The 14,957-nt window shown below is 45.4% G+C and carries 11 protein-coding genes; 8 read left to right on the top strand and 3 right to left on the bottom strand.

The window, feature by feature from the left end:
- The first annotated feature begins 119 nt into the window (after positions 1-119).
- From BT127_RS00985 to BT127_RS00970, 4 genes are all read left to right on the top strand, one after another.
- On the top strand, positions 120-1,691 hold the full coding sequence (locus BT127_RS00985; protein WP_075423157.1) for a recombinase family protein: 1,572 nt from the start codon (positions 120-122) through the stop codon (positions 1,689-1,691).
- A gap of 451 nt (positions 1,692-2,142) precedes the next feature.
- Positions 2,143-2,595 carry a hypothetical protein gene (locus BT127_RS00980; protein ID WP_207647496.1) on the top strand — a complete coding sequence of 151 codons (453 nt, stop codon included), beginning with the start codon at positions 2,143-2,145 and terminating at the stop codon, positions 2,593-2,595.
- Positions 2,585-2,830, top strand: coding sequence for a hypothetical protein (locus BT127_RS00975; protein WP_075423155.1), 246 nt, complete (start codon positions 2,585-2,587; stop codon positions 2,828-2,830). The genes BT127_RS00980 and BT127_RS00975 overlap by 11 nt, the downstream gene beginning before the upstream one ends.
- Before the next feature lie 535 nt (positions 2,831-3,365).
- Entirely contained in the window at positions 3,366-3,956 is a 591-nt protein-coding gene (locus BT127_RS00970; protein WP_318257082.1) for an N-acetylmuramoyl-L-alanine amidase, read from the top strand.
- A 113-nt stretch (positions 3,957-4,069) separates the two neighbouring features.
- On the opposite strand, the gene galE is transcribed toward BT127_RS00970, so the two are convergent.
- Positions 4,070-5,089, bottom strand: coding sequence for a UDP-glucose 4-epimerase GalE (gene galE, locus BT127_RS00965; RefSeq protein ID WP_075423154.1), 1,020 nt, complete (start codon positions 5,087-5,089; stop codon positions 4,070-4,072).
- Positions 5,090-5,105: 16 nt separating this feature from the next.
- Entirely contained in the window at positions 5,106-6,320 is a 1,215-nt protein-coding gene (locus BT127_RS00960) for a 6-phosphofructokinase (RefSeq protein ID WP_075423257.1), read from the bottom strand.
- A gap of 247 nt (positions 6,321-6,567) precedes the next feature.
- Here BT127_RS00960 and BT127_RS00955 point away from each other — a divergent pair, with 247 nt between their 5' ends.
- The 4 genes from BT127_RS00955 (at position 6,568) to BT127_RS00940 (ending at position 12,882) form a co-directional block, all read left to right on the top strand.
- The gene (locus BT127_RS00955) at positions 6,568-7,746 is read left to right on the top strand and encodes an AI-2E family transporter (RefSeq protein WP_075423153.1); all 1,179 of its coding nucleotides are present in this window, start codon (positions 6,568-6,570) and stop codon (positions 7,744-7,746) included.
- 27 nt (positions 7,747-7,773) lie between these two features.
- On the top strand, positions 7,774-8,784 hold the full coding sequence (locus tag BT127_RS00950; protein ID WP_207647495.1) for an NAD(P)H-dependent glycerol-3-phosphate dehydrogenase: 1,011 nt from the start codon (positions 7,774-7,776) through the stop codon (positions 8,782-8,784).
- A 538-nt stretch (positions 8,785-9,322) separates the two neighbouring features.
- A complete protein-coding gene (locus tag BT127_RS00945) occupies positions 9,323-10,756 on the top strand; it encodes a 5' nucleotidase, NT5C type (protein ID WP_075423151.1) in 1,434 nt (477 codons plus the stop codon).
- Positions 10,756-12,882, top strand: coding sequence for a class I adenylate-forming enzyme family protein (locus tag BT127_RS00940; RefSeq protein ID WP_075423150.1), 2,127 nt, complete (start codon positions 10,756-10,758; stop codon positions 12,880-12,882). The genes BT127_RS00945 and BT127_RS00940 overlap by 1 nt, the downstream gene beginning before the upstream one ends.
- A gap of 234 nt (positions 12,883-13,116) precedes the next feature.
- Here the strand turns inward: BT127_RS00940 and BT127_RS00935 are convergent, their stop codons facing one another.
- Positions 13,117-14,751 carry a class I adenylate-forming enzyme family protein gene (locus tag BT127_RS00935; RefSeq protein ID WP_075423149.1) on the bottom strand — a complete coding sequence of 545 codons (1,635 nt, stop codon included), beginning with the start codon at positions 14,749-14,751 and terminating at the stop codon, positions 13,117-13,119.
- Between the last annotated feature and the right edge of the window lie 206 nt (positions 14,752-14,957).

Genomic DNA, 14,957 nt, shown 5'->3' with positions numbered 1-14,957 from the left:
ATCAGCTGATACCGAGCATCTGCGCAAGGCAGTTACCGAGAAGGTAGAAAAGCTGATAAACATTAAGATCAAAAAATAAGGCTGACCATAGGAAAATGATTTGAAGGGAGGTGAGGTCAATGCCTGAAGTGGCGATATACTGCCGTCTGTCTATAGAGGACAGGGACAAGGTCGGAGATGATGTAAGCGAAAGCATACAGAATCAGAAGGCAATGCTCAGGGACTACTGCCGTGAGCGTGACTGGGCAGTGTACGACATCTACGTTGACGACGGCTACAGCGGTATTGACCGAAGCCGTCCCGAATTCAACCGCCTACTGCGTGACTGCGAGGCAGGTCGGATCGATATCGTTCTCTGCAAGGATCAGTCCCGTTTTTCGCGTGACACAGTGGTGATAGAGCAGTACATAAACGACAAGTTTCTTGAATGGGGAATACGCTTCATCGGCGTTGCGGACAACGCTGACTCGGACAGCGAGAGCTACTCAACGATGCGCCTGTTCACAAGCGCCTACAACGAAATGTACGTCAAGGACATTTCGGCTAAGATAAGGCGTACTCTTGCATTCAAGCGTGAACAGGGACAGTTCATCGGTTCGTTTGCGCCTTATGGTTATATGATCGACACTGAGGATAAGCATCACCTTGTTATCGACAAGGAAACGGCTCCTGTTGTCCGCACGATCTTCAATATGTACGTAAACGGAGAGGGCTACCGCAAAATAGTTCAACGTCTCAACGATGAGGGAATAGTCAGTCCGTCAGAGTACAAGCGTCAGAAGGGTTCAAAATATGTCAACAGCAACGCAGATTCAAGCAGTTCAAAGGGAATGTGGACTCAGTCTACTGTTGCAAGGATCCTTGCCAACGAAATGTACACAGGTACACTTGTGCAGGGGAAAAGTCACCACATCAGCTACAAAAATAAAAAGCGGAAAAAGGTGGATAAGGCCGACTGGGTGCGTATCCCCAACGCTCACGAAGCTATTATTGATGCTGATACCTGGGAACGTTCACAGGAAAGGCTGAACAGTCATACAAGAGTCGGCAAACGTTCACAGGAGCTCTCTCCCCTGTCCGGCAAGGTTAAATGCGCTTGCTGCGGACGTCCCATGAAGCGGAACGTTTACTACAACAAGACTAAGACTATCAAGTATTACGGACTCCAGTGTGCGACCTACAAGACAGGTCCCATGAACTGTCCCAACAAATCGAGCATCAGCGGTCTTATCCTCGAAAAGCATATCCTGACAGAGCTGAACGCTATCATTGCGAACTACTGTCAGGCTGATGCGATACAGCTAACGGATATTCACTCCAAACAGCTCATGGAGCTTGAACTCAGGCTCTCCACCCTTGAGGACAGGCATAGTTCTGCCAAAGAACGTCTTGTGAAGATGTACAAGGATAAGCTGGACGGAATTATTTCAGATGAGGACTACTCTCTGTTTCGTCAGAATCTCAGCCATGAGGAAACAGTTCTTTCGGAGCAGATAACGGAAGTCAAAGGTCAGATAGAGGACTGCCGTAAGCGTCAGGAGAGCGCTGAGAGTCAGAAGGCTATCATTGAAAAGTATACTCACTTCGACAAGCTCGACCGTTCTGTCGCCGATGAGTTCATCGACTTCATTGAAATAGGTATGACCGATGAAAACGGCGGTCGTGAGATAAATATACACTGGAAGCTATAGGAGTACGCCCGCATCGGGCGTACTCTCAGCTTGTATCCCACTTTTCAAGAAAAAGAGCCGAGATTGGATAACTTAGACAATCCATTTTCGAGCAGTTTTTTGAGGGTAAAAAACTGCGTGATTCTCTCTATATCATCACACTTTAAATAGTAAACTGGTACGGAGCAGTTATCGTACTGGATGAGCAGCATTCTGGTGAAAATCTCCCTCTGCTTATCTACCGTGAAATTTGAGGATTTGCTAATGATTTTCCGAGTAATTTACACTTTGTTCATGCCGGTACCCCCCTTATGCCTAAATTCAACACTGGATTTCTATTCATAATGCGAACAGTTTACGGCGGTGCTGACTTGTGGAAAGTGCAAGCATATTCCTTGAAATACGACTAAATTGTCATTGACTTTTTTACTCTGCTATGGTATAATATTGTTGGAGAATGGAGATGATAACTATGCGGATTTACCTTGATAACTGTTGCTACAATCGTCCCTATGACGATCAGTCACAGCTTCGCATATCACTTGAAGCACAAGCGAAGATGCATATACAGAGCATGATACGTAACGATGAGCTGGAGCTTGTAACTTCGTTTATGCTCACTTTTGAAAATTCAAAGAACCGCATTGAAGAAAAGCGTAACGCTATCACTTCATTCATGGAAAGCTATTCATCTGTTTATGTCAGCAGTGAATGGCGTGAAAAGGCAGATGTGATCGCAAATGAGATCATGGCTACTGGTGTTAAATCTGCTGATGCCCTGCATACCGCTTGCGCTATCCTTGCACACTGCGATTATATGCTGACTACCGACGACCGTCTCTTGAAGTATAAGAGCGATAAGATCAAAGTTGTCAACCCGACCGAATTTATTATGATATTAGGAGGGACTGAAGATGATGAATAATAACATTACTACAGCTGAGATCGTTGAGCGTGGATATGGCTGCCTGTTTGAACATCTCGGTACGATTGAAACTGAGCGTTTCATATCCTATATCCTGAGTGAACGATTTGATTACACAAAATGGCGCAGAGAATATTTCGACAAGGCGAGTGTTGAAGAATTATCTTCCGCCGCTGCCGATTATGAAAAAGCTCATCCGTTCAACCCTAAGAAACCTCAGCTTCCAATCGAATAATACACAATGTCTGTACGACACAAAAGCTGTGAAGCGGAATATATTTCCGCTCCGCAGCTTTATTATTTCCCCATAACGATCTGTCGAACGTAAAACTCTAACGAAACAGAAAGTTCGTGCGCAATACATCTGGACAAACAGCTTTATTGCGCGCTATAATATAATCATCAGGTGTTGTCCTAAAAATCCAAACTAAAACATGTAATGAATTGAATGCATGGAAATTTGAACGACAACCAAAGCTAAGATCGACAATGCTGACAAGACTGTGAGAGCTGCCCTTGAACGCAGGCGTAAGATCATCATACAGAGCAAGCAGACCACTTATGATATGCTCATAATGTCTATTTTTTTGCGGCCTGAATTAATGGAGAAAAAACTTCTATATCACTACTGTTCTGGGCGTACTCATTTTTGTTCAAAGTCTTGTAATCACGCTGAAATAATGCTATAATGGTACTACCATTGAATTTTTGAAAGGATATTAAGTGTATGAACAAATCAACAAAAGACTATTTTAAGCCAAAAATGCGACTTGGTTTTAGTTGACTCGCCACATGGCGGCATCGACGGTGGATGCACTTCAGCAGAGGGAGTCCCCGAAAAAGGGATAAACCTCGATATCCTGCTGAGACTGCGGGATATGCTGACCATATCAGGCTATACAGTTGAAGTTACAAGGGACAGCGACCGCTCGATACATGACGACGGCATTGAAGGTATCGCAGCCCAGAAAAGCTCGGACATGGATAACAGGCTTGCGCTGTTCAACAGCCGTTCCGATGCGATATGCGTATCGATACATCAGAATCAGTTCACGGATCCGATCTACAGCGGAGCGCAGATGTTCTATTCGGGAACTAACAAAAAGAACGAAGCACTTGCACGTTCACTTCAAAGCAGGTTCGCCGAACTGTTACAGCCTGATAATCAGCGTGAGATAAAGCTGTGCGGCAAGGAACTGTTTCTCTGCTACTACAGCAAAAATCCGACTGTCATGGCAGAATGCGGATTCTTATCGAACCCCGATGAGGCGGCTATGCTGAATACCGAGGAATACCGCCAGAAGGTAGCCATGACCTTGTTCGCTGGGATAAACGACTTCATATCAGGTGACAGAAAATGAGTATTTGCTGACACAAAAACGCCCCGGGATCAGTGTAAACACTGACTTCGGGGCGATTCAATGCTATTCAATGCCGTGTCAACAACCGAAAAAGGACGGCCAATGAGCACACCTTACTTATTGTATCCGTTAGGATTATTCTTCTGCCAGTTCCATGTATCACGGCACATATCTGCAAGAGTTCTCTCTGTCTTCCAGCCGAGGACCTTCAGTGCCTTGTCCGCATTTGCGTAGCTCTCGGGAAGATCGCCCGGACGTCTTGCACCGTAAACGTGATTGATCTTTATATCATTTACCTTCTCGAAGGTCTCTACTATCTCAGTAACGCTGTAAGGTGTACCTGTTCCGAGGTTGAATATCTCAACGCCCTTATGTTCCAGAACATAGTCGATCGCCTTAACGTGACCGATCGCAAGATCGGTAACATGGATATAGTCACGGCGGCATGTACCGTCGGGAGTATCATAGTCCTTTCCGAAAATGGTAAGCTGCTCACGGCGTCCTACTGCGACCTGTGCAACATACGGCATGAGGTTGTTAGGTATTCCCTGAGGATCCTCGCCTATTTTGCCTGATACGTGTGCGCCGATAGGATTGAAGTATCTGAGCAGTACAACGGAGAGATCCTTATTTGCCTTTGCGGCATCCTCAAGTATCTGCTCCATCATTACCTTAGTCCATCCGTAAGGATTAGTACATGTACCGCGGTTCATTTCCTCTGTATATGGTACAGGATTCTCCTCGCCGTAAACAGTTGCACTTGATGAGAATATGATATTGTTAACGCCATACTTCTCCATACATTCAAGAAGAGAAAGTGTGGTATCGATATTGTTCCTGTAGTAGAGAACAGGCTTTGCAACGGATTCACCTACAGCCTTAAGACCTGCAAAGTGAATAACAGCGTCTATCTTATTCTCCTTGAAAACGTTCTCGAGTTTTTCGGTGTCCTTTATATCCAGCTCATATGCCTTTACGGACTTGCCTGTTATCTCCTCGATACGTTTTACTGCTTCGGGACAGCTGTTAGAGTAGTTATCTGCTATGATTACCTCATAGCCTGCCTCTAAAAGCTCTACGGCGGTATGTGAACCTATATAGCCAGCACCGCCTGCGAGTAGTATCCTGCTCATGTTATATTTCCTCCTTTTATTTCAATACCGATTCGTGCAGAGTGAAGTGTTTAGGTATGCCGTTTTCGGTAATGAGATTCAGATCGCCCTGTATGAGCGGCAGGAAGTAATTCAGTGCGAATTTCCTGATATTGTTTCCTGCTGAATTGATGTATTTCTTTGGCAGGAACTTCTCGTTATTAGCGATATCTCCTGCATCTGCAGCTTCGATGACAACTGTGTAAGGTATGTCTTCTATACGGCGGAAAACCATTACCTTGCCTGTTTCGCCTTCAAGGGCACAGCGAACTCCTGCTGCACCTACAGCCTCTGCCTCATCAATATCGGTCTTTGAACCAAGATGAGATGAACAGCGCTGCATTACATTAAGCTCTATGGAACGGACCTTGCAGCCTATCTCACTGCGTACAACGTCCTCAAGATATTTTCCGATTCCCGAAAGATATTTATGTCCGAAATTGTCCACAACTCCTGACTGTACACCCTCAGGTACTTCTATTCCCTCTGAAACTGCTATTATAACAGCCTTATGCTTGGACATCTCCTGACGTACATCCTTCAGGAAGTTTTCCAGTGAGAACGGTACTTCGGGAACATACACCAGATGCGGTGCAGATTCTCCCATAGCGTGAAGGACTGCACTTGAAGCAGTCAGCCAGCCTGCATGACGTCCCATTATCTCAACTATGGTTACGGACGGTATACTGTAAACGATACTGTCACGGGTTATCTCGTGCATAGTTGTAGCAACATACTTTGCAGCAGAACCGAATCCCGGAGTATGATCTGTGATGCAGAGATCATTGTCAATGGTCTTTGGTATGCCTATGACCTTGATATCGATATCGTTCTTTGCAAAATATGCAGAGAGCTTATTTACCGTATCCATGGAATCGTTACCGCCGATATACAGAAACGCTCCGATATTGCGCTGTTTCAGAGTTTCAAGCATACGCTTGTAGACCTCTTCGTCCTCGGACCAGTCCGGCAGCTTGTATCTGCATGAACCGAGTACCGTTGAGGGAGTCTGTCTGAGAAGCTCCATGTCGTTGTTGGTAAGGATCGTAGACTTAAGGTCAACCAGATGATTCTCAATGATACCTTCGATACCGTTGATAGAACCGAATATGGCGTCGATCTCCGCTACCTTCAGTGCTTCCTTGAATACGCCTACAAGCGAGGCGTTGATAGCACATGTCGGACCGCCCGACTGTGCAACTGCAATATTCATCATAATAATTATCCCCTGTATTATAATAAAATTCATTCCGCGTGGCGCGAAACTGCATAATAATTGTAACATATCCGTATTTTATTGTCAAGCCGAAAAAACAAGTGTATCTTGTAGGATCTCGCTTTTTTACAAGCATCTGATAAAAAACAGGTAAATAATCTTTTCTTTTATCTCTTTTCCACTTGATTTAATAATTGAATTGTGATAGAATTGATTATAAGGATATACAAAGGACTGACATAAAATGAAACGTTTTAATGAACTTATTCAAAAGCGATGGTTCGCGAATACACTTGCAGGCTGTATAACCGTCGCTTTCTTTATAATTCTTTCTAATATCAATGACGTCTGGAACGGTATAACTCAGTTCATGAACTATTTCTCCACTATCATAGGAGGATGCGTTCTTGCTTATCTGATGAATCCGCTTGCAAAACTCTATCAGCGGTTACTGTTCAGAAAGATAAAGAAGGAATCCCTCGGCTGGTCGCTTTCGATCGTTTTTGCTGTGGTAACGGTACTGATGTTCCTGATATTCATAATGAGTATCCTCATACCTCAGCTTATCGACAGCGTCGCCACATTTATCAACAACCTTGATTCATATGCGGCAACGCTTCAGGGACTTATCCACGACTTCATGCCGGAGGATCACGAGTCGCCAAGCCTGCAGAATATAGTCCTTTCATCGGATAATATCATCAATACCGTTGTTGACTATATTATGGACAACTCCTCGAAAATAATCAACATATCCACTACCGCAGGAAAAAGCGTTATCAACTGGTTCATCGCATTCGTGCTTTCTATCTACCTCCTTGCGGCAAAGAACAAGCTTAAAGCCGGCACAAAGCGATTCCTCAACGCACTTCTCAGTACAGAACGCTATAATACAGTCTCTACCTTTCTGACACGCTGCAATCTGATACTGAACCGCTATGTTATTTTCGACCTCATCGACGGTCTCATCGTGGGAACTGTCAACGCTGTTTTCATGTCCGCATTAGGTATGCAGTACGCAGGTCTTGTTTCTGTGGTAGTAGGCGTTACCAACCTCGTACCGACATTCGGTCCGCTGATAGGTGCAGTCATAGGAGGATTCATACTTCTTATGGTACAGCCTGTACATGCACTCATATTCATCGTATTCACGCTGGTCCTTCAGTTCCTGGACGGATATGTCATCAAGCCGAAACTTTTCGGCAATACCCTCGGTGTTCCCGGACTGTGGATCCTTATAATGATAATCGCAGGCGGCAGGATATACGGCATCGTAGGTATCCTTCTTGCTATCCCTTCCGCAGCGATACTGGATTATATCTACAGAGAAATAATCATAAGCAATCTCGAAAAAAGAAAAACCCGTATCAACGCTCCCCCTGCTGAAGAAGAGGACGATGATGCGGAGGATATAAAAGGATGAAATAATCAGATAAAGGAGAGAAGAATTATGAAAATCGGAGTTTTAGGCGCAGGAACATGGGGCATTGCCCTTGCAAAAATGCTCAGCGAAAGCAGTCACTACGTTACAGTGTGGTCCGCTCTCAAGGAAGAGATCGATACTCTCGAAAGCACACATACTCACCCTAAGTTCAGGGACGTGGTACTTCCTGCGGCAATTAAATATACTGCTGATATAGCTGAAGCCTGCAGTGAGAAGGACATTCTCATCGCCGCAGTACCTTCGGTGTATATCCGCTCGACTGCAAAAACTGCAGCACCTCATCTTCAGAACGGTCAGATAATCGTAAGCGTTGCAAAGGGAATCGAAGAAGATACCCTTATGACTATGACCGAAGTAATAGCTGACGAGCTTGGAGACATAATAAAGGAGAAGTCCATTAAGATAGCAGCTCTTTCAGGCCCTACCCACGCGGAAGAAGTAATACGCGATATGCCGACTACCATCCTTTCTGCCTGCCCCGACCTTAAAACCGCAGAGACAATACAGGATGTGTTCATGAACACCTGCATGAGAGTTTACACTAACCCCGATATCCACGGAGTTGAACTTTGCGGTGCTCTGAAGAACATCATCGCTCTTGCTTCGGGTATGCTTAAAGGACTCGGCCTCGGCGACAACATAAAGGCTGCCCTGATAACAAGAGGACTTGCCGAAATAAGACGCCTCGGCATGAAGATAGGCTGCTGTGAGCAGACCTTCTACGGACTCGCAGGAATGGGCGACCTGATAGTTACCGCCCTCAGCGTACACAGCAGAAATTATCAGGCAGGTATTCTCATAGGCAAGGGCTACGAAGCTGAAAGCGCAATAAAGGAAGTAGGTATGGTAGTTGAGGGAATAAACGCTCTTAAGCCTGCTATGAAGCTTTCCGCACTTTACGGAGTTGAGCTTCCTATCATATCATCGGTGTACTCTGTTGTATATGACGGAGCTCCTCCGGCAGCAGCAGTAAATAAGCTCATGTCAAGAGAAAAACGTTCCGAGTTCAGCGAATAACGTTTTATGTACTTCACTCATACAGAAGATTTATATGTATTTATCGGGATCCCCCTCCCCCCAGCACCTTGCGAACAGCCAAAAAGTGCGATAAACAGGTGATTATTGCAATAAAAGCCATGACTTATCACTAATAGGAACATCAGATAAACCATATTGAACTGCCTGCACAGCGTGCTGTAAAAAAAGCCACTAAAAGTCCAGCCGAAAGCTGGACTTTTTTGACAGGCTGAAAAACAACTATTTTTTAAAGAACAAAATATTTTTCTCAGTGCGGCTATAGTATTGAAAAACTTTTTCTTTTATGTTATAATTAATGTGCACTCAATAACCGTCTAAAGGCGGTTATTGCCCCGAACTTTGTTCATAGTGTATTATTGCTCCACCAACTAACTATTGAATTGTCTTGCTTGTCCTTCACTATAATTCTTCAAGAGTTAATTGGCGGAGCAATATTAAAAGATATTAGCAATTATCCGATCATATATAGGTTTATTATATTCGGAAGCATAGATCGTGTAGTAAAAGGAGAGCGAGAATGTACAGATTCATCATCGGATGCGACTGCGACGGAGTTCTTACTGATCTGTATACCCATAATGTACGTGCAGGAAGAGAGGTTTTCCAACGTGAGCCTGTCGATCTGAATGCCTACGGAGTTGACGAGGTATATGACATCAGCGATATCCCGGTGGTCTTGCGTTATGCAAAAGCAGTTGGTATATTCCGCCGCTACTGTCAGAAAGAACCGCCCCGTGAGAAAGCTCTCAGCGTGATCAACGAGCTTTCCGGCAATGGGTATGACTTTCACCTGATAACAGCCCGCATGTTTGCGGATTACCGCGGGATCCTCGGATATCTTTCCCGCAGCTGGCTAACAGGATGGCTGAAGAAACGTGAATTCAATTTCAGCTCGGTGCAAATATGCAGCGAGAAACAGAGTCCGAGAGACAAACTTCTGGCCTGCCGCAAGCTCGGAGTCGATGCCATGATAGAGGACAGGCCGGATAATGTGATGTACCTTGCAGAGAACGGCATACGTGTTCTCATGTTCGATGCCCCCTACAACAAGGATATTTCTCATGAGAACGTTACCCGCGTTCACAATTGGGATGAGGTCAAGGAAATACTGACCACACTTCCTGTCCCTTCTGAGAAAGGCTGGACAAGGCTTGAACGTGAGCAGATAGCTGAACTGAGCGATAAGGAGAAGAATATTTATTTCCGGCTCTATCAGCGGCATTTGCAGGAAACACCATTCGATCATGAAAAGCTTGAAAAAGGAGAGAACCGCTTTCGCAGGATTTACAGGCTGCTGAATCTTCCTTTAAAGCTGTTTTTTCATGTAAAGGCCTTCGGCAAAAAGAACATCCCCTATCAGAACGGCTTCATTGTTATATGCAATCACTGCAACAGCTATGACCAGTACCGCTTCGGACTTGCATTCGGCAACAGACCATTCGTTGGGTATGCGGCAAAGGAGATAGCAGATACCTTCCGCGGAAGACTGTTTGACTCTACCGGTCTTTGCATATTCATCGACCGCAATGACCGGACTGATAAGCACAACGCCGCCGAACTGATGGCTTCACACATGGCACACGGCAGGATATCTCTCATATTTCCCGAGGGCACAAGGAAGAACAAGACTCCCGAGGGCAGAGCAAAATTCCAGAACCATTTCAAGGCAGGTACAGCAGTACTCGCACAGAAAACAAGAGCAGCCATACTTCCGGTTGCCTGCAATTCTTTCGGCAGCCGTGGACTGGTGCGTTTCGGTGAGCTGATATATGTATCGCCCACAGATGATATAGCTGAAAAGACCTGCGAAATAGAAGCCGCAGTAGCAAAGCTCAGCATGGAAAACTTTGAGTATTATCTGACAAAGAAAAACAGAACAAATGAATTGAAAGAGGTAAGGGAAAAGTATAAAGAGTACCTTGCTTCAATAGAGAAAAAGGAAAGTATATAATGAAGATCGGTTTTGATTTACGTTCACTGGTAAGTGACACGGAAAATGTGACCTCAGATGACACTGCCGTCATCAGGGAGCTATTTGCCACTCTCGAGAGCTCCGGCAATGAATTGTTCATCTTCTTTCCTTCAGGACTTGACAGGAAAGGATCAGGAAAGTACAAAAAAGGATTTCTCAGGAAGTGCGGTATGGACGGAGTACCGTCTTTCCGTTTTGCCTGTATAGGAAAGGATGATATAACAGGTGCGGCAGACCGTAATCATATAGATATATTCGTAACACCCTCGGAGCAGATCTGCGAAAGCCTTGGTCACTTCACTGACAGCGTCTGTTCATTCGGAAAAAGCACAAAGGAGATACTTGACTGTATAAACGCTGTTATAGAGAAGAACAGGGAGCCTGTCATCCCCGAAGATACAGAGCCATCAGGTCTTCCCTCTGAGGAAAGGATATGGATGAAGTATTACCGCAAGGGAGACCTCAGATGGAATGACAAAGATCTTTCCCCCTATGAAAGAATAGTCGTTTCCAATCAGGACTGGCATGATGAATATGCCATGGAGTACTTCGGCAAAAAGATCACCTACGGCGAATTCTTCCGTCGTGTGGAAACTCTTTCCGATGTAATGTATGCAGACGGCATTCGCAAGGGTATGTGTGTGCCCCTCATATTTGCGAATACTCCGGAAGCTATTATCATAGTATATGCGCTCTTCAGACTCAAAGCTACGATAGCTCCAATATTCCCGATGTCAACAAAGGAGGATATGCAGGATAAGATCAGTAACATCTGTGAGCGCAACAGAGCTGCCGGTTTTTCCTCTACAAAAGTATTCATGTCAGATATCGTATGTGACCGATTCAAGGACATCTTCCCGGCAGATGTACAGAGGATCATTGTATCCATATCTGATTCGATGCCTAAGCTTACTGCTTTTGCCTTCAGAAAGTTCATTGCTCCGAAGAAGGGAATAACTATACCTGAGTATTCAGCGAATATGATACCTTTCAAGGTGTATGAAGCGAGAAAGGCTCCGCATATCGAAGTTGATACTTCCTATGACAAGAGCTATCCGGCGGTACAGCTTTTCACCGGCGGAACCATCAAACCTAAGGGAGTGCTGCTCTCAGAGGAGAATCTTGAATACGCTTCAAAGCAGTTCTACAACGACAGATACGCATTCAGACGCGGAGACAAGATAGCTGCCTTTCTTCCGCTGAACCATACCTTCGGACTTATCATAGGCACACACGTTGCGGCTACTCTCGGAGTGGAGCTTGACGTGATCCTCAGAGTTGATCTTGAGAGACTTGACAAGCTTTTCCTGCGGGCAAAGGACAACCTTTTCGGAGGTGTTCCCAATATGTTCCCGGCTATCCGCAATAATCCCCGTTTCAGGAAGGCTGATCTTTCACACGTTAAGTATATCCTGTCAGGCGGTGCAATGATCGACAGTACAGAAAGAGAGCGTACAACCGAGTTCTTCAGGGCGCATAATTCCAAGGCAGAAGTGCATGACGGTTATGGAATGACCGAGTCGGGCGGAGTTATCTTTGACGGCATACCGAATTTCAGTGTGGGCGTTAAGATATGCGGTGCCGGAACCGAAAACGAACTGGGATATGAACAGCTCGGAGAGCTTTGTCTCTCAGGACCGCAGATAATGATGGGTTATGAAGACTCAGATCTCAACAAGAATGTTCTCCGACGTCATGCCGACGGAAAACTTTGGCTGCACACCGGCGATAACGCCATGATACGCAAGAACGGCAGAGTTGAGATAATCGGACGTGTCGACAGAATGATTAAATCGAGCGGTGAACAGATAATCCTTGATGGTATCGAGGAGTTGATAAATACGCTTCCTTTTGTTGAGAAAAGTGCGGTAGTAAAGCGCAGTGATCCGCTGAGAGGCTATGTACCTGTAGCCTATGTGAAGCTTACTCCAGATTCTGAATGGACGAGCAAGGAGGAGGATGCTGTCATGAAGATATACGAGGATAAACTTGCCGCCTACGCTCATCCGAGAAAGACAAGCGTGATAGATGACTTCCCTGTCACAGCCGTAGGAAAAGTGGATTTCCGCGCTCTTGAAAGAATGGCAGAGGAAGAAAACCGGTAAACTCTCTCTGAATGTTATAATATACAAGTGGATAAGGAAAGGGCATGACAATCTGCTCATAATTTTTTCAGCCTTACAGGGTACTCCCTCATAATATTACTGAATCGGAAGTAATATTTGAGCACCATGTAAGGCTGAAAATGATTAAGGGAAACCCTTACTCAAAGAGTTTCCCTCAATAATACATTTAAAAGCATTTGTGTAAGCATCGCCGCTATGGCAGATACAGTTTTATCAGTTCTTTATCTGCTTTGCAACGAGACTTTCGCCGCAGTAGATCTGGCGAAGCTTCGGCTTCTCGATCTTACCTGTGGGATTTCTCGGAACGTCCGCAAAAATAAGCTTATGCGGTCTCTTGTATCTTGGAAGCTTCTGACAGAAGTTATTGATGTCCTCTTCTGTGCAGGTCATACCTTCCTTTATGGAAATTACAGCAGCAGCGATCTCGCCGAGACGCTTATCGGGAAGACCGATAACAGCAACGTCCTTGACAGCAGGATGTGAACGGAGGAAGTCCTCGATCTGTACGGGATAGAGGTTCTCGCCGCCGCTGATGATAACGTCCTTTTTACGGTCAACGAGGTAGATGAAACCGTCCTCGTCCTCCTGAGCCATGTCACCTGTAAAGAGCCAGCCGTCCTTAAGGGTTTCGGCAGTTGCCTTTTCGTCGCGGTAATAGCATGTCATAACTCCGGGACCTTTTACGCAGAGTTCGCCGACTTCACCGCGTTCAACGGTTTTGCCGTTCTCATCGACTATCTTTACTTCCCAGCCGTAGCCTGCCTTGCCGATAGCGCCGACCTTATGTATATTCTCAACACCGAGGTGTACGCAGCCGGGACCGATAGACTCGCTGAGTCCGTAGTTTGTATCGTACTGATGATTCGGGAAATGCTCCTTCCAGCGAGCGATAAGCGAAGGCGGAACAGGCTGAGCGCCGATGTGCATGAGTCTCCAGCGTGAGAGGTCGTAATCATCCATATTGATGTCGCCGCGGTCGATAGCGTCGAGTATATCCTGAGCCCACGGAACAAGCAGCCACACTATAGTGCAGCCCTCGTTTGATACTGTCTCAATGATAGACTTCGGCTTGACTCCCTTAAGGAGTACAGCCTTGCTTCCTGACTGTAAGCTTCCGAACCAGTGCATCTTAGCGCCTGTGTGATAGAGCGGAGGTATGCAGAGGAACACGTCATCACGAGTCTGACCGTGGTGCATCTGCTCACATTTAGCCGAGTGTACAAGGCTTTCATGGTTGTGGAGTATAGCCTTCGGGAAGCCTGTTGTACCTGACGAGAAGTAAATAGCAGCATTATCCTCATCGGTGAGCTTTATATCGGGAGCTTCACTTGAACAGTTCGCAACGTGGCTGTCGTAATGCTCAGCAAAAGTCGGGCATCCCTCACCTACGTAGAACAGCAGGCGGTTGCGGCTTATCTCCTCGGCAATTTCTTCGACTCTGCCGATGAATTCGGGACCGAACATAAGTATATCAACTTCTGCAAGGTCGAGACAATACTTTATCTCGTCGGCAGTATATCTGAAATTCAGCGGTACAGCGAGTGCACCTGTTTTGAGTATACCGAAGTATATAGGCAGCCATTCAAGGCAGTTCATAAGGAGTATTCCGACTTTATCGCCTTTTTTTACACCTCTTTCGAGGAGAAGGTTTGCGAAGCGGTTAGCCTTTTCGTCAAAGACCTTCCATGTTATCTCACGGCGGTAGTGGCACATGGGATCGGGCTCTATGAGCTCATACTCCTTCCATGTAACACGGCGTATCTCTGTTATCTCAGGGTTGACCTCAACGAGAGCAACGTCATTTCCGTAAAGTTCTGCATTTCTTGCAAGTAGTTCTGTTATAGGCATTTCAATTGTCCTTTCCTGACAGCTTTTATATGCAAAAGCACAAAAGCTGTAAAGTAATAAAATCATGAATATATTTTACCACATATAACTCAAAAAGTAAATACCCTGTGAACGATTTTTTGTGAAAATGGAAATATCCGGACATATCCGCAAGAACGTTTCGTTTTTATGCACAACAAAATGCTTGCTTTGATGTGCAACGCGAC

Source organism: Ruminococcus sp. XPD3002 (genome assembly GCA_900119535.1).
GTDB classification, from domain to species: domain Bacteria; phylum Bacillota; class Clostridia; order Oscillospirales; family Ruminococcaceae; genus Ruminococcus; species Ruminococcus flavefaciens_H.
The sequence above is the reverse complement of the archived record's forward strand: the minus strand, read 5'-3'. Positions and strand labels throughout refer to the sequence as shown.